Annotated in this window: 13 protein-coding genes and 1 pseudogene; 7 read left to right on the forward strand and 7 right to left on the reverse strand. The window is 69.1% G+C overall.

What is annotated here, in order from left to right:
* Window positions 1-61 precede the first annotated feature (61 nt).
* Window positions 62-505, reverse strand: coding sequence for a DUF4902 domain-containing protein (locus ABD05_RS26145; RefSeq protein WP_047902892.1), 444 nt, complete (start codon window positions 503-505; stop codon window positions 62-64).
* Between the two features lie 73 nt (window positions 506-578).
* On the opposite strand from ABD05_RS26145, the pseudogene ABD05_RS36735 reads away from it, so the two are divergent.
* A pseudogene (locus ABD05_RS36735) lies at window positions 579-1,299 on the forward strand (autoinducer binding domain-containing protein).
* A gap of 41 nt (window positions 1,300-1,340) precedes the next feature.
* On the opposite strand, the gene ABD05_RS26155 reads toward ABD05_RS36735, so the two are convergent.
* The 5 genes from ABD05_RS26155 to ABD05_RS26175 form a co-directional block, all read right to left on the reverse strand.
* Window positions 1,341-2,048 (reverse strand): MgtC/SapB family protein, encoded by a 708-nt coding sequence (locus ABD05_RS26155; RefSeq protein ID WP_047902894.1) that lies wholly within the window; start codon window positions 2,046-2,048, stop codon window positions 1,341-1,343.
* A 307-nt stretch (window positions 2,049-2,355) separates the two neighbouring features.
* Window positions 2,356-3,900: a TolC family protein gene (locus ABD05_RS26160; protein ID WP_047902895.1), complete on the reverse strand. Its 1,545-nt coding sequence runs from the start codon at window positions 3,898-3,900 to the stop codon at window positions 2,356-2,358.
* Entirely contained in the window at window positions 3,887-5,938 is a 2,052-nt protein-coding gene (locus tag ABD05_RS26165) for an FUSC family protein (protein WP_047902896.1), read from the reverse strand. The genes ABD05_RS26160 and ABD05_RS26165 overlap by 14 nt, the downstream gene beginning before the upstream one ends.
* Window positions 5,919-6,968 (reverse strand): multidrug transporter subunit MdtN, encoded by a 1,050-nt coding sequence (gene mdtN, locus ABD05_RS26170; RefSeq protein ID WP_047902897.1) that lies wholly within the window; start codon window positions 6,966-6,968, stop codon window positions 5,919-5,921. Before mdtN ends, ABD05_RS26165 begins: the two co-directional genes overlap by 20 nt.
* Window positions 6,965-7,258, reverse strand: coding sequence for a hypothetical protein (locus ABD05_RS26175; protein WP_012339766.1), 294 nt, complete (start codon window positions 7,256-7,258; stop codon window positions 6,965-6,967). The genes mdtN and ABD05_RS26175 overlap by 4 nt, the downstream gene beginning before the upstream one ends.
* A 407-nt stretch (window positions 7,259-7,665) precedes the next feature.
* Between ABD05_RS26175 and ABD05_RS26180 the strand changes: the two genes are divergently transcribed.
* Window positions 7,666-8,814, forward strand: coding sequence for a metallophosphoesterase (locus ABD05_RS26180; protein WP_047902898.1), 1,149 nt, complete (start codon window positions 7,666-7,668; stop codon window positions 8,812-8,814).
* 7 nt (window positions 8,815-8,821) lie between these two features.
* Here ABD05_RS26180 and ABD05_RS26185 read toward each other — a convergent pair whose 3' ends face one another.
* On the reverse strand, window positions 8,822-9,409 hold the full coding sequence (locus tag ABD05_RS26185) for a malonic semialdehyde reductase (protein ID WP_047903814.1): 588 nt from the start codon (window positions 9,407-9,409) through the stop codon (window positions 8,822-8,824).
* A 238-nt stretch (window positions 9,410-9,647) separates the two neighbouring features.
* Here ABD05_RS26185 and ABD05_RS26190 point away from each other — a divergent pair, with 238 nt between their 5' ends.
* From ABD05_RS26190 to ABD05_RS26210, 5 genes are all read left to right on the forward strand, one after another.
* The gene (locus tag ABD05_RS26190; RefSeq protein ID WP_047902899.1) at window positions 9,648-10,253 is read left to right on the forward strand and encodes an alpha-ketoglutarate-dependent dioxygenase AlkB family protein; all 606 of its coding nucleotides are present in this window, start codon (window positions 9,648-9,650) and stop codon (window positions 10,251-10,253) included.
* A 343-nt stretch (window positions 10,254-10,596) separates the two neighbouring features.
* Window positions 10,597-10,803, forward strand: a complete 207-nt coding sequence (locus tag ABD05_RS26195; protein WP_047902900.1) for a hypothetical protein — start codon at window positions 10,597-10,599, stop codon at window positions 10,801-10,803.
* Between the two features lie 321 nt (window positions 10,804-11,124).
* Window positions 11,125-11,556 carry a type II secretion system minor pseudopilin GspI gene (gene gspI / locus ABD05_RS26200; protein WP_047902901.1) on the forward strand — a complete coding sequence of 144 codons (432 nt, stop codon included), beginning with the start codon at window positions 11,125-11,127 and terminating at the stop codon, window positions 11,554-11,556.
* Window positions 11,540-12,202, forward strand: coding sequence for a PulJ/GspJ family protein (locus tag ABD05_RS26205; protein ID WP_047902902.1), 663 nt, complete (start codon window positions 11,540-11,542; stop codon window positions 12,200-12,202). The genes gspI and ABD05_RS26205 overlap by 17 nt, the downstream gene beginning before the upstream one ends.
* A gap of 176 nt (window positions 12,203-12,378) precedes the next feature.
* Complete coding sequence (locus ABD05_RS26210) at window positions 12,379-14,601, forward strand: tetratricopeptide repeat protein (protein ID WP_047902903.1); 2,223 nt, start codon at window positions 12,379-12,381, stop codon at window positions 14,599-14,601.
* Window positions 14,602-14,626: the final 25 nt, after the last annotated feature.

Consider the following 14,626-nt stretch of genomic DNA (forward strand, 5'->3'; position numbering starts at 1 on the left):
GCTTTTGCTTATAAAGAGCGCCAGCATCTCGGAAATGGTCGGAGGAATGCGTGACCGGTTGTCACTGGAGCGTCGGACCGGCATGATAGGCGTCGTTGCGACCGAGCAGGGCCGACGCGACGGCGGCGGGCCAGTCGATGCGGGCGAGCCGTGCGGCGAGTGCGACGGCCGTTTGGAACATGCCGATGTCGGCACCCGTGGCGTCGACGGCCATCACATTGCTGCGGACGTCGCCGCCTGCGATCACGAACGTGCCGGTTGCGCGTTCGAGGTACCAGTCCCAGCCGATCGTCACGTAAGGGGCGCCGGCACCGGCTGTACGCTGCCATTCGGTATAGCCGGCGACGCGTGCGTCGATCGCGTTGTCGCGTAGTTCCGCGAGCAGCGATGAGTCGAGGCAGCTTGTGACATGGTCGAGCGCAAGCACGGCCAGTGCGCCTTCAGACAGGCGCACGTAGCCGTCCGGGGACGGGCCGGGGACCGAGTGCAGCAAAGGTGAAGTCATGCGCGGAATGTAGCAGCCCCGAACGGGAGCTGAAACCTGACAAGTATGACAGCGTGACGTTGTCGGAGAACGAATGGAACTGCGCTGGCAGGATGCCTATCAACAATTCAGCGCCGCGGAAGACGAGCAGCAGCTCTTCCAGCGGATCGCCGCCTATTCCAGACGGCTGGGATTCGAATATTGCTGTTACGGCATTCGCGTACCGCTCCCGGTGTCGAAGCCGTCGGTCGCGATCTTCGATACCTATCCGGACGGCTGGATGGCGCACTACCAGGCGCGGAACTACATCGAGATCGATTCGACGGTGCGCGATGGCGCGCACAGCACCAACATGATCGTCTGGCCGGATGTCGACCGGATCGACCCGAGCCCGCTTTGGCAGGACGCGCGCGAATTCGGGCTGTCGGTGGGTGTCGCGCAGTCGAGCTGGGCGGCCCGCGGTGCGTTCGGGCTACTGAGCATCGCGCGCCACGCCGACCGGCTCACGCCGGCCGAGATCAACATGCTGACGCTGCAGACGAACTGGCTCGCGAACCTGTCGCATTCGCTGATGAGCCGCTTCATGGTGCCGAAGCTGTCGCCCGCGGCGGGCGTCACGCTGACCGCGCGCGAGCGCGAGGTCCTGTGCTGGACGGCCGAAGGCAAGACCGCATGCGAAATCGGCCAGATCCTCAGCATCTCGGAGCGGACGGTCAACTTCCACGTCAACAACATCCTCGAGAAGCTCGGCGCGACGAACAAGGTCCAGGCGGGTCGTCAAGGCAATCTCGGCCGGGCTCATCGAGGCGCCCTGACGCGGCGAGGGCGGCGGCGAATACGGCTGCCGCCACACCGCTCACTCCATCATCGGCTCCGCTTCCTTCGCGGTCCAGCTCACGCTGGAAATGCTCTTCTCCATGCTGATCCGGCTCGCGATCTGCTCGAGCTTCTGCTGATCCTTCGGATGCAGCTTCAGCGTCGCGGTCACCTTCAGGCGGTCCGGCTGGTCGGGCACGTCTTCGCTCGTCAGGCTCTGGAACGACAGCGGCTTCGCGTACATCGAGTTCGACAGCAGCGTGCGGATGTGTACTTCGTCGGCGGCCAGGCAGATCACGGTGATCTGGTATTCGCGCACGAGATCGGCGTTCGACACGGGCGTCGCGTTGATCGCCTGGCTGACGCCGCGCAGCACCGTGTTGGTGAGCAGCACGACGCCCGTGCCGGCGAGCGCGGGCACGTAATGGCCGGAGCCGGCCAGCACGCCGACGGCGGCCGAACACCACAGCGTCGCGGCCGTGTTGATGCCCTGGATCGAGCCCTTGTCGCGCATGATCACGCCGCCGCCGAGAAAACCGACGCCCGACACGACGTACGCGGCGATCTGCGTGACGCCCGCGACGCCGTTGCCGGTCAGCACGCCGAGCGTGACGAACAGGCACGCGCCGCTCGCGACGAGCGTGATCGTGCGCAGGCCGGCCGTGCGCTGGCGCATCTGGCGCTCGAGGCCGATCGCGACGCCGCAGGCGAACGCGGTGAAAAGACGGAGTGCGAAATCGAAAGTCATGGTTGTCCTGCCGTGCAAGGAGCGCATGCCGGCTCGCGTCGCTGCGGCGTTATGCCGAAGGCGACGCGACGAAAGCCGTCAGCGCGCGGTACTGTACCGCGCGTATGCGTCATTCAGTGTGAAACGGGAGGCGTGCGGGCTCGCGGAACGCGAGCCGGGGCAGGAGAACTGCGTCGGACAGGCGTTCAGGCGGCAAGCGGCGCACGCAACGGAGTGCTGCAACTGTCCACGATGGTTCCTGAAGGAAGAATGGGCGGCATTCTAGTGGGCGGCGAGCGCATGCGTCAACCGCCCGGGGGCGGTTGCGCTACTGCGCCGAGCCGATCGTCCCGGTCGCGAGCGCGAGCGCGGCAGCCGCCGACAGCGCACCGGCATAGCTGTCGACCTCCGCATTCCGCGCCGCGAGCAATTGGCTTTGCGCGATCGTCGCATCGGTCACCGAGCCGACGCCGTTCCGGTACGCGGTCAGCGCCGCATCGTAGCTCGTCTGCGCGGCATCGACGAGCGCCTTCGCGGCGTCGTGCGACGCGAGGCTGGTCTGTACCGCGTTCTGCGCGGCAACGACCTGGCGAACCGCTTCCTCCTTGGTCCGCGTGAGACGCGCGGATGCGCTTTCCGCATCGTTGCGCGCCTGCATCAGCACGGCCGAGCGCAGGCCGCCGTCGTACAGCGGGATCGTCAAGCCAAGGAACACGCCGCCGCCGTAGCGGCTGCCGTTCAGGTTGACCGTCGGCGCCTGGTCGCCGATCGCGGGCAGTGCGGAGATGGCGGTGCCGCCGCTTGCATACGACGTCGAAGCGGACAGGAATATCTTCGGCATGAACGCGGCTTCGGCGGCCTTGATCTTCGCGCGATTGGCTTTTTCGAGCGCAAACGCGCCCTGCAGGTCGGGGCGGCGCGCGATCGCGTCCGACACGATCGCGTCGACCGACGAACCGAGCGCGGGCGGCAGCGCCCGTTTCGGCAGCGCGGCGATCGTCGGCTTCGACAGCGGCGAGATGCCGAGCGCTGACACCAGTGCGAGGTAACTGTCGCTTTCCGTGCCGCTCGCCTGCACGAGCGCGAGGTTCGCCTGCGCGCGGTTCTGCGTCGCCTGCGCAAGCTCGACGACCGTACCGACGCCATGCTTGAGCCGCGCGCGGGACGCCGCGAGGATCGCGTCCGCGTTCGCGAGGCCCTGCTGCGCGCTGAGTGCGCGCGATCGCGCGGCTTCGTACCGGTAGTACGCGACGGTCACGTCGTGGATCACTTGCTGGTGTACAGCCGTGAACGCGACGTTCGACGCGATCGACGCCTGTTCGGCCGCTTCGACGCGCGCGGCGCGGCCGCCGAAATCGAACAGCAGCCATTGCAGCGACAGCGCCGAGATCGTGCCGTGCACGGTCGTGTCGCTCGACGAGTCGCCGAGTATCGTCGACGTCGAGCCGTGGCTCGCCTGGTACGCGCCCATGGCCGTTGCGGACAGCTTCGGCAGATAGGCGGATTTCGCGATGCCGACCGCGAGCGCCGCATTGCGCGCGTCGTTCCATGCGATGCGCGTCAGCGGGTTCGCCGATTCGGCGAGGTCGATCAGCTCGGGCAGCGTGTACGCATGCGCGGCATCGAGCGCGGCAGGCGGCGGTACCGACGCGAGCGCAGGCGTGGCCGGCAGCGTGTAGTCGTGCGCGCCTTGCGCGCTCGCGCGCGGCGGTGCCGGCACGATGTCGCCCGCGGCCGACGTTTGCGGTTGCCACGGGCGGTCGGACGCCTCCGGCGCCAGATCGATCGACGACGTCGCGCAGCCGGCCAGCGCGACGGCGGTCGCGAGGGCGGCGGCGGCGATCGAGGCGGCCGGCGGTTCAGGTAGGCGCATGAGGGACAGGCTCCTTCGGTGTGGCTTGACGGGCGGTGTCGGCGATGTGCGCGAGCCGCGTGTCGATCAGGTTCAGCAGCGCGTCGCGCGCGGGGTCGGTGGGGGCGGCGCTCGGCGGTGGGGCCGGCGGCGCGGGGGAATCCGCATGAGGCGCGGCTTCGTCGTCGCGCAGGTCGACCACGCGTGCGAGCCGATCGCCGATCGCCGCGTCGCCCGGCGTGCGTTCGGCGAGCAGGAACAGCGGGCCTTCGAGCGCGCCGAGTTCCGCGAGTGCGCGCCGTCGCGCGGCGAGCCACGTGGCGGCCGGCCGCACCCACGACGGTTCGTAATGGATCAGGCCGAGCTCCTGCGCGATCGCACCGTGGCGTGCGAACGCTTCGGCGGCCAGCGCGCGCCGCTCGGCCGGCTGTGCGATTTGCGCGAGGCGCCGCCACTGGTCGAGCAGCGCCGCGAGCGCCGTGTCGATCTGCTTGCCGATGCTGACGGGCCAGATCCGCGTGAACACGAGATACACGACCACGTTGCCGAGCAGGATGCCGATCGTGCGATCGCGCGCGAGCGTCAGGTCGAAGCCGGGGCCCGCGCCCTGGATCACGCACAGGAAGAATGCGAATGCGATCTGGAGGCCGGCGTATGCGATGCGCGGCGACCCGAACGCGACCCACGCGGCGAGCCACGCGCCGGCGAACACGAGCGCCATCAGCTCGCCGATCGACGACAGCGACGGCACGACGAACACGAGCGCGGCTGTACCGATCAGCGCGCCGACGATGCAGCCGGCGATGCGCAGCGTGAGCTTCTCGACCGTTTCGGCCGTCGATCCGAGCGACACCATGTAGCAGGTGATGAAGCAGGTATGGATGCCCGACCAGTCGAGCTGCGAGTACAGCAGGTAGCAGAACATCGCGGCTGCCGTCGTTTTCAGCGCGTAGCGGACGTGGTCGGGATTGGTGCGCGCGTCGGGCAGGAAGAAACCGCCGCTCGGGGCGGGCGGCGCCGGCGGTGCGGCGGGCGTGTCGGCGACGTGAGCGTGCGCCGCATCGGCCGATGCGTCGATCGCGGCCGGTTCCGCGAAATGCGTGATCGCCGTGTGCAGATCCGTTGCGACGACGCGCGCGAGTGGCGGCAGCGTATCGGCTGCCGGCAGCGCGAGCGTCACGTCGACCGGATAGCCGCCGCGTTCGAGGATGGCGGCCATGTCGTCGAGCGTCGTTGCGATCGGCTCGGCAAACGTGTCGGGCAGCCTTGCGTCGGGTTCGCGGTCGGCGAGCGCGACCGCGACGAGCAGCGCGGTGCTCGATGCGATGGCCTGCCGCAGCGCGACGACGTCGGCGGCCGTCGACGAGCCTTCGAGCTTCGACAGCTTGAGCCACGTGAGCAACTGCTTGTCGCCTTCGCGCAGGCTCGCGTCGAACGCGACGCGCGCGTCGCCGCCGTCATCGCCGCGCAGCCGCCGCGCGGCGAGCCGCAGCCGCTTCGCGAGCTGCGCTTGCGCGAGCTTGCGCGGCGACGGTGCGATCAGCAGGTTGACGACGATCGCGACGCCGACCGGGATCGCGACCATCAGCCATGCATAGAGCAGCGCGCGCGTCGCGGCTTCGCCGAACGGCGCCAGGCCGAGCTGGTCGAGCCCGAAGCCGACGATCATCGCGAGGATCGCGCCGACCGGGCGCAGCTTGCTCGCCGACGTCAGGTAGAGCAGGCCGACCGACAGCACGGCCATGCACGCGACGCGGAGGATCGAATAGTCGATGCTGAAGATCGCGACACCCATCACGAGCGCGATCACGACCGTGACGAGCAGCAGCATCGCGACCGCGAGCACGACGCTCGTCACGCGGTCCGCGCGGTTCAGGAAGAACACGACGTACACGGAGATCGCGGCCTCCGGCGTGCCGTACCCGCTCGTCACGAGCACGACCAGCGCGCAGATCAGCGCGACGCGCACGGCCATCGCCGTGCGCCCCGGAAACGGCGCGAGCAGTCGCAGGACTTCGCGCGGGCCCGGCGAGCGGACGTCAGCGGCAGGCTGAGCCATGCCGGACCTCGACGATCGCACTGGCGCCGACGCGCACGAGCTTGCCGTCGGGTTCGTCGAGCTTCACGCGCACCGGGAAACGCTGCGCGACGTGCACCCAGTTCACCGAGTTCTGCACGATCGGCAGCGAGCGCGGCAGGTTGATGCGGGCACTGTCCGCGATGCCCGCGCCGATGCCGACGACCTTGCCCGTCATCGGGCGGCTGCGGTCGATCATCGAATAGACGGTCGCGCAGTCGCCGACCTCGATGCGGTTCAGCGACGTTTCGCGGAAATTACCGACGGCGAACCATTCGCTCGCGTCGATCAGCGTGAAGATCGACTGGTTCGGCGCGAGGGTTTCGCCGGCGAGCACGGTCAGGCCCGTCACGAGCCCGTTGTGCGGCGCGCGCACGACCGTATCGTCGAGCGCGTGCTGCGCGCGGGCCAGCGCGGCCTCGCGCGCATGCAGCGTCGCGATCGCGTCGGCTTCGTCGCCGATCGTCTGCGCGGACGCGCGCTGCTGTTCCTGCGCCTGCGCGAGCGACACGGCCGCGTCGCGCTGGCGGACCTTCGCCTGGTCGAACTGCTGCGCGCTGACGTAGCCCTGCGCGGCGAGCGGCGCGAGCCGGTTCACGTCGCGCGTCGCGAGGTCGGCGTTCTGCGTCGCGCGCTTGACCTGCTCGGCGGCGACCGCCGCGTTCGAGCGTTCGCCGATCAGCGAACGGCGGCGCGTGTCGAGCGATGCGCGCGCGAGCTCGAGATCGGCCTGCGCTTGCGCAACCGTCAGCCGGTACGGCACGGGATCGATTTCATACAGCAGGTCGCCTTTCGCGACGCGCTGGTTTTCATGCACCGCGAGCCGCACGATGCGCCCGCCGACAGGCGACGCGACATGCACGACGTCCGCGTCGATCGACGCGTCGTCGGTGGACGGGTAGGCCGTCGTGCGGTGGTACGCGTATGCGAGCGCCGCGATGCCGAGCGCGACGATCGCGAGCGCGATCACGCGGCCTTTGATGGAGGGGCGGGCGGTTCCGGCGGCCTTCATGCGAACGGCCCCGTGCCGGTGAGCCAGACGATCACGGCGACCACGAGCCCGATCGCGGTGCAGACGGCAAGCTGGTAAGGGACGGTGGCGGCCCAGCCGGTCGCGACGAACACGCGGTGCGCGACGATCGCGCCGACGATGCCGACGATCGCGCTGACGAGCCAGAGCGGGAAATACGCGCCGAACAGCACGTACGACGGTGCGCCGCGCGATGCGCAGCCCGCGAGCGGCAGGGCTGGCGCCAGGACGGCGGCGACGCGCAGGGGTGCGCGTGGCGTTGTTTTTCTCATGGTGTGACGAGCTCGACGATGGGGGGATGCCGGGCGCGGCGCAATGCGGTGCGTCGCCGCGACGACGATTCCGCGATACGGAGCCGATAATAAAGCAGCGCGATGCGGACCGCCAGCCGTTCGTCCCGCATGTGCGACAAGCCCCGTCGGCCCGGCCGGCGTCGCGTTTCAAGACGTTGCGGATCGCACTCGCGTTCGATGGTTTGACGTCGACGCAAGCGAAACGCATGGCCCGGATCGCACGAGGATGGCCGATCGCCGCGCGAGCCTCCACCGGCGGCCGTGACCGGTCGTCGCAGCCGGGATCTGTGTACCATCGTGCGTATGGCGCGAAGCGCGGCACCGGGTGTCACGGCCCGGTGGGACGCGCATCGCGGAAGCCGTATCGCAACGAAGGTGAGCGCTCCATGCGAAGTTTCTTTGTCCGGTTCATTGCAATCGGCGTGTTGTTCCATCTGTACGTCGGGATGCGGATCATCCCCGACGCATTCGCGTCGCCGGTCGCGCGCACGGTCGCGGCGCTCGTGCTGGCGAGCTTCGTCGTGCTGATTCCGGTCGGCATGTTCTCGCGCCGCTTCGACGAAGGCTGGGCCGCGACGCTGGTCGGCTGGATCGGCTCGCTCGTGATGGGCTTCTTCTCGTCGCTGCTCGCGCTGACGTTCCTGCGCGAGTTCGTACTGCTCGGCGTGTTCGCGTGGCGGCATCTCGGGCACGATGGCGCGTGGAGCGCCGCCGCGGCCGACACGGCGCTCGGCGTGCTGGCGGCCGCGGTGCTCGTCACCGCGATCGGGTTTGTCGGCGCGCGCCGCACGGCGGCGGTCAAGCGCGTGTCGATTCCGGTCGCGGGGCTGCCGGCCGCGCTCGACGGGCTGACGATCGTGCAGCTGTCCGACATCCACGTCGGGCCGACGATCAAGCGGCCCTATATCGAACGGATCGTGCGCGCGGTCAATGCGCTCGATGCGGACCTCGTCGTCGTGACGGGCGACGTGGTCGACGGCTCGGTCAAGCGCCTGCGCGACCACACCGCGCCGCTCGGCCGCATGCAGTCGCGGCACGGCAGCTTTCTCGTGACGGGCAACCATGAGTATTACGCGGGCGCGCATGAGTGGATCGACGAATTCAGGCGCATCGGGCTGACGGTGCTGCTGAACGAGCACGTGCTGATCGAGCACGACGGCGCGCGCGCGGTGCTTGCCGGCGTGACCGACTTCACGGCGGGCGGGTTCGATCCCGCGCATCGCAGCGACCCCGAGCAGGCGCTGGCGGGCGCGCCGCGCGACGTCGGCACGAAGATCCTGCTCGCGCACCAGCCGCGCAGCGCGGAAGCGGCGAACCGCGCGGGCTTTACCGTGCAGTTGTCGGGGCATACGCACGGCGGCCAGTTCCTGCCGTGGCCGCCGTTCGTGCGGATGCAGCAGCCGGTGATCGGCGGGCTGAGCCGCTTCGGCGATCTGTGGCTCTATACGAGCCGCGGCACCGGATACTGGGGGCCGCCGAACCGCTTCGGCGTGCCGTCCGAGATCACGCTGATCCGGCTGACGCGCGGCGGTTAGCGCGCCGTCACTCGATGCGGGCGATATCGTCGAAGTCGAAGCGCGGGCTGCGCGGAAACAGGCCGGCCGGATCACCGTAGCCGAGATTCACGAGGAAATTGCTCTTGATCGTGGTGCCCGCGAAGAACTCGGCATCGACCTTCGCGTTGTCGAAGCCCGACATCGGGCCCGCATCGAGGCCGAGCGCGCGTGCGGCGAGGATCAGGTACGCGCCTTGCAGCGACGCGTTGCGAAACGCGGTGGCCTCGACCAGCGCATCGTTGCCGGCGAACCAGCTCCGTGCGTCGGCGTGCGGGAACAGGCGCGGCAGGTGCTCGTAAAACGCGAAATCCATGCCGACGATCACGGTAACGGGCGCGGCCATCGTCTTCGCGAGATTGCCTTCGGACAATGCGGGCTTCAGGCGCGCCTTCGCTTCGGGCGACTTGACGAACACGAAGCGCGCAGGGCTCGAGTTCGCCGACGTCGGGCCGAATTTCGTCAGGTCGATCAGCCGGTGCAGCAGCGCGTCGTCGACGGGTTTGTCCTGCCACGCGTTGTGCGTGCGCGCGGTGCGGAACAGTTGATCGAGGGCGGAATCGGAGAGCGTCGTCATGATGGGATCCGGAAAGAAAGCGGCCGGGTCGCGCCGGCCGGCATGGCGGAAGAAAGCGGCACCCCTCGGCAGGGCGTACCGCAACACGCCGCGATGATAGCGTGATGCGCGAAAGCGCATCGCGGTGCGCGGCGGTTTCCTTTCATCGGCGAATGACAGCGCATGGCGGCGCGCGGCGCCGTTGGCTAGTATGCAGACATGCATGGCTCGTCCCATTCATCGCCCGTTCCTTCCCGACATGTCGACACCCGATCTTTTCCCTGACACGCCCGCGCCCGACGTGGATTGGTATCCGGACTGGCTCGCGCAGCCCGACGCCGATCGCGCGCTGGCCGCGCTGATCGGCGAGGTCGCGTGGCGGCAGGACACGATCCGCACGCCGCGCGGGCGCATTCCGTTGCCGAGGCTCACGGCGTGGCAGGGCGAACCCGATGCCGTTTACGTGTATTCGGGGATCCGCAACGTGCCGGCGCCGTGGACGCCGGCCGTGCTCGACCTGAAGCACGCGGTCGAGGCGACGTGCGGCGCTCGCTTCAACAGCGTGCTGCTCAATCGCTACCGCAACGGGCAGGACAGCCTGGGCTGGCATGCGGACAACGAGCCCGAACTCGGCGATGCGCCGGTGATCGCGTCGGTGAGCCTCGGTGCGATGCGCGTGTTCGATCTCCGCCATCGCGCGACCGGCGTCACGCATGCATTTCGCCTCGTGCACGGCAGCCTGCTCGTGATGCGCGGGCGTACGCAGTCCGAGTGGCAGCATCGCGTGCCGAAGGCGCCGGGCGTGCAGGGCGAGCGCGTCAACCTGACATTCCGGCGGGTGATGCCGGACGGTACGGGCCGGTAGCGGCCGGTCGTCACACCAGCGGTGCCTGGGCGGCCGGGTGATTCCCGCCCCTTTTTTCGACCCATGAACGAGCGATAGACGCAATCGGCGGCGCGTGCGGCACGTTGCCGCATGAGTGTTTTGCCGTGCGGCCTGAAACGGCTCTGAGGCTTGTCCCATATGGGCTTCAGGCAATTTCGATCAACCGTCCGGTTCCGATAGATGAGTGAAACCTCTGATGGTGCGTCGCAACAATCATTGACTAGACTGTCGAATGGCTGAAACGCGTCGTATACCGGCGCGACCCTTTCGACATGCCCCGTGCGTTGCCGATGCAATGCGCAAGGGGGCAGGAGCATAACGCGTGACCGTACTCGACCCTTCCTTCGAACCCTCGCTGCACGTCTTCGAACAAGACGGCGGATGGCAATGGGCGCTGACGGTGAAGCGGGCGACCGGTGTCGGGGTGAAAGTCGTTGCATTCAGTCGGGAAGGCTTTCGCGGCGAAGCCGAAGCTTACGCCGCCGGCCAGCTTGCCCGCGCCGAGTATGACGACACCGTGACGGCCTGACGCCGTCGCGTCGATCCCGCCTGAGGATCGCCTTCACCGCGTACCGTCCGCTGCCGGACGGTCTTTTCCGATCGTTGCCAGTTTCCCGTCTTCCGTCTGCCGTGATGCGCGCATCGCGCGATACCGCATGCGGTGCGCCGACGCGCCGCCGCGCCTGCCCGCCCGCGCTTGCCGCGCCAAATGGTCCGTACCATTCGACACGTGTGTGCCATACGCCGCGCTTAACGTCCTTGCACGGCGCCCGTCGCGCCGGCGATGCGGCCTGCGCCGCGGTTTGGGCGCCGGGCGCCGGGCGACGACCCATCGACAAGAACGCAGGTCATGTGCGACGACAACACCGACTACAACCGCCATGCGCGCGGCGGATCGCGCACGGCGCGGGCGCCGGAACGGGGATTCACGCTGATCGAGGTGCTGATTGCGCTGGCGATCGTGGCGGTGGCGCTCGGTGCCGTGATGCGCGCGATCGGCGCGCTCGCGTCGGATACCGATACGGCACGCATGCGCCTGCTGGCGTTATGGAGCGCCGATAACGCGCTCGGCGAGATCCGCATCGCATCGACCTGGCCGCCCGTCGGCACGAATACGTTTGCCTGCCCGCAGGGCCGCTACCGGTTCGTGTGCCGCCAGTCGGTGGCCGCGCTGCCGAGCCCGCTCGTGCGTCGCGTGACGGTGAGCGTCTATCCGTCCGCGTCGAGCCGCAACGTGCTCGCCGAAGTCGTCACGGTGATCCAGAATGAAGCGCGCCGCTGAACCGCGCGCGGCGGCGCGCGCCCGCGGTTTCACGCTGATCGAGATGCTGGTCGCGATCGCGCTGCTCGCCGTGATCGCGCTGCTGTCGTGGCGCGGCCTCGACGCGACGATCCGCGGCCGCGACGATATCGCGTCGAATCTGGCGCAAACGCGTCTGCTCGGCCGCTATTTCTCCCAGCTGCAGTTCGACCTGACGAACCTCGTGACGGCCGACGAAGTGTTCGGGCCGCCGCTGCGCATCCGCCCGAACGAACTGGTGATGGTGCGCCATCTCGGTGTCGGCGGCGGACCGACGCAGATGCAGGTCGTGCGCTACCAGCTCAAGGGACGCGAACTCGCGCGCAGCGCGTCGCAGCCGCTCGCGTCGCTGGCCGAGGTCGACGACGCGCTGCATCACATGGATGCGTTCGCGCGGGTGGTGGCCAGCAACGATGCGCGGTCGATGCAGCTTGCCGTATGGATTCCGCCGGGTGGCTGGACGACGAGCCAGACCGTCATCGAGCAGGCCTACGCGCAGTTTCTCGCGCAGCACGGCATCAGCAACATCACGTCGCTCGGGATGCCGCTGCCGCGCGGGGTGCGCTTCGCGATCACGACGGGCTCGCCGGCGGTCGAATACGTGCGGACGATTCCGATCGGCCAGTGACGGCGGCGCGTGCCGCCCCGGCCCGAAACGCGTTCCGTCCCCCGGGCAAAAAGGTCCGTAACTTTCGTCATACGTCTGTTATTGCCCGTCCGTTAGTCTCGTGACGAGCATGACCGCCGCGACCGGTTCCATCGGCCGGTTCAGCGGCGGCATCGGCAAACGGGAAGGGGGCGAACGTGACGGTCGAGCACCGGCATGATGCACACGCGGGCGCGTCGGGGAACGACGCGCGCGGGCAACAGCAAGCGGCGGCGATCCTGAGCCGCGCACAAAACTGGCACAGCGCCGGACGGTTCGACGACGCTGCGCGCGAATATCTCGCCGTGCTCGCGAAGGAGCCGGACAATCCCCAGGCGCTGCACCTGTACGGCGTACTGCAGTTCCAGCGTGGCGCGGCCGACGCTGCCGAAGCGTTGCTGCGCCAGTCGATCGCGATCGCACCCGGCACGCGCGCGCTGTCGGACCTCGGCGCGATCGCCGGCGAGCGCGGCCGCGTCGACGAGGCGCTCGAGCATTTCACGGCCGCGCTGCGCGCGACGCCCGACGACGTGCAGACGCTCGTGCGTCACGGCAATACGTTGATCGGGCTGCGCCGCTACGACGACGCGCTGGCATCGTTCGACCGCGCGCTCGCCGTGTCGCCGCTCGTGCTCGATGCGCTCTGCAATCGCGGCAGCGCGTTGCGTGCGCTGCGCCGCTTCGACGAAGCGCTCGACACCTACGATCGCGCGCTGATGGTCGACCCGCGTTCGTTCGAATCGTGGTTCAACCGCGGCCTCGTGTTGCGCGAACTGCAGCGGCCGGCCGATGCGCTGCAGTGCTTCGATCGCGCGAATGCAATCCGGCCCGGCGTCGCCGCGATCGTGGCCGAGCGCGGCCGCACGCTGATCGATCTCGATCGGCCGGGCGAGGCGCTCGCCGCTTTCAACGAAGCGATCGCGGCCGATCCCGCGCGAATCGACGTGCTCTACAACAGCGCGGTGGCGCTCGAACGGCTCGGTCGCGCCGACGAATCGCTCGTCCGCTGCGAGCGCGTGCTGATGCTCGATCCGGATCATGTCCGCGCCCATGCGACCCGCGGCAATGCGTTGCTGCAGCTCAAGCGCTACGACGACGCGTTGGCCGGATATGCGCGCGCGCTGGCGCTCGATCCGCACGCGGCGGAGACCTTGTGCAACCGCGGCACCGCGTTACGTTATCTGAAACGTTACGACGACGCGCTGGCCAGCTACGACGCCGCGCTTGCGCGCGACGCGCGGTTCGCCGAGGCGTGGACCAACCGCAGCAGCGTGTTGCAGGACCTGCACCGCTACGACGAAGCGATGGCGTCGCTCGACCGCGCGCTCGCGCTGCGTCCCGATCACGCGACGAACTGGCTCAATCGCGGCAACCTGCATTTCGAAACGGCACGCACGGACGACGCGCTCGCCGCGTACGACCGCGCGATCGCGCTGCGTCCCGACTACGCCGAAGCGCATTTCGCGCGCGCGTCGCTGTTTCTGATCGAAGGCGATTTCGCGCGCGGCTGGCCCGAATACGAATGGCGGCTGCGCGATGCGCAGCTTGCGCGGCACTACCGGCCGTTCACGCAGCCGGCGTGGCACGGCGACACGCCGCTCGACGGCCGGACCGTGCTGATTCATGCGGAACAGGGCTTCGGCGACACGCTGCAATTCTGCCGCTATGTGCCGCTGGTGGCTGCGCGCGGCGCACGGGTCGTGATCGAGGTGCAGCCGACGCTGCGCGCGCTGATGGCGTCGTTGCCCGGCACGGCCGACGTGATCGCGCGCGGCGAGCCGCTGCCGGCGTTCGACTGCCACGCGCCGCTGTTGAGCCTGCCGCATGCGTTTCGCACCGAAGAAGCCACCATTCCGCGCACCGGCGCCTACCTGCAGGCGGACCCGCAGCGCACGCGCCAGTGGGACGCACTGCTCGGCGAACGGCGCCGGTCGCGCATCGGGATCGCGTGGGCCGGCAATCCGGAGCACCGCAACGATCACAACCGGTCGATCGATTTCTCGCGGCTCGCGCCGCTGTTCGATCTCGACGTCGAATGGATCAGTCTGCAGAAGCCCGTGCGCGAACGCGACGAGGCGCTGCTCGCGGATGCACCGGTCCGCCGCATCGACGACGAACTCGGCGACTTCGCGGATACGGCCGCGCTGATCGGCGCGCTGGACCTCGTGATCGCGGTCGATTCCGCGGTCGCGCATCTGGCCGGCGCGCTGGACCACCCGGTCTGGGTGCTGCTGCCCGACCCGGCGGAGTGGCGCTGGATGCGGACGCGCGGCGACAGCCCGTGGTATCCGTCCGCGCGGCTGTTCCGGCAGCCGGCGCCCGGGGACTGGACGGGCGCGATCGACGCGGTGCGTGCCGCGCTCGAGCCGATGACACGTTAGACACGACACGCGATGCGAACAGCGA

The sequence above is a fragment of the Burkholderia pyrrocinia genome (genome assembly GCF_001028665.1).
GTDB lineage: Bacteria > Pseudomonadota > Gammaproteobacteria > Burkholderiales > Burkholderiaceae > Burkholderia > Burkholderia pyrrocinia.

What these genes read in the sequence shown, in the direction of transcription:
- ABD05_RS26190 (WP_047902899.1), top strand. Translation starts at nt 9,648, where the DNA reads ATGTCGACACCCGATCTTTTCCCTGACACGCCCGCGCCCGACGTGGAT.
- ABD05_RS26155 (WP_047902894.1), bottom strand. Translation starts at nt 2,048, where the DNA reads ATGACTTTCGATTTCGCACTCCGTCTTTTCACCGCGTTCGCCTGCGGC.
- ABD05_RS26175 (WP_012339766.1), bottom strand. Translation starts at nt 7,258, where the DNA reads ATGAGAAAAACAACGCCACGCGCACCCCTGCGCGTCGCCGCCGTCCTG.
- ABD05_RS26165 (WP_047902896.1), bottom strand. Translation starts at nt 5,938, where the DNA reads ATGGCTCAGCCTGCCGCTGACGTCCGCTCGCCGGGCCCGCGCGAAGTC.
- ABD05_RS26180 (WP_047902898.1), top strand. Translation starts at nt 7,666, where the DNA reads ATGCGAAGTTTCTTTGTCCGGTTCATTGCAATCGGCGTGTTGTTCCAT.
- ABD05_RS26185 (WP_047903814.1), bottom strand. Translation starts at nt 9,409, where the DNA reads ATGACGACGCTCTCCGATTCCGCCCTCGATCAACTGTTCCGCACCGCG.
- ABD05_RS26145 (WP_047902892.1), bottom strand. Translation starts at nt 505, where the DNA reads ATGACTTCACCTTTGCTGCACTCGGTCCCCGGCCCGTCCCCGGACGGC.
- ABD05_RS26205 (WP_047902902.1), top strand. Translation starts at nt 11,540, where the DNA reads ATGAAGCGCGCCGCTGAACCGCGCGCGGCGGCGCGCGCCCGCGGTTTC.
- mdtN (WP_047902897.1), bottom strand. Translation starts at nt 6,968, where the DNA reads ATGAAGGCCGCCGGAACCGCCCGCCCCTCCATCAAAGGCCGCGTGATC.
- gspI (WP_047902901.1), top strand. Translation starts at nt 11,125, where the DNA reads ATGTGCGACGACAACACCGACTACAACCGCCATGCGCGCGGCGGATCG.
- ABD05_RS26160 (WP_047902895.1), bottom strand. Translation starts at nt 3,900, where the DNA reads ATGCGCCTACCTGAACCGCCGGCCGCCTCGATCGCCGCCGCCGCCCTC.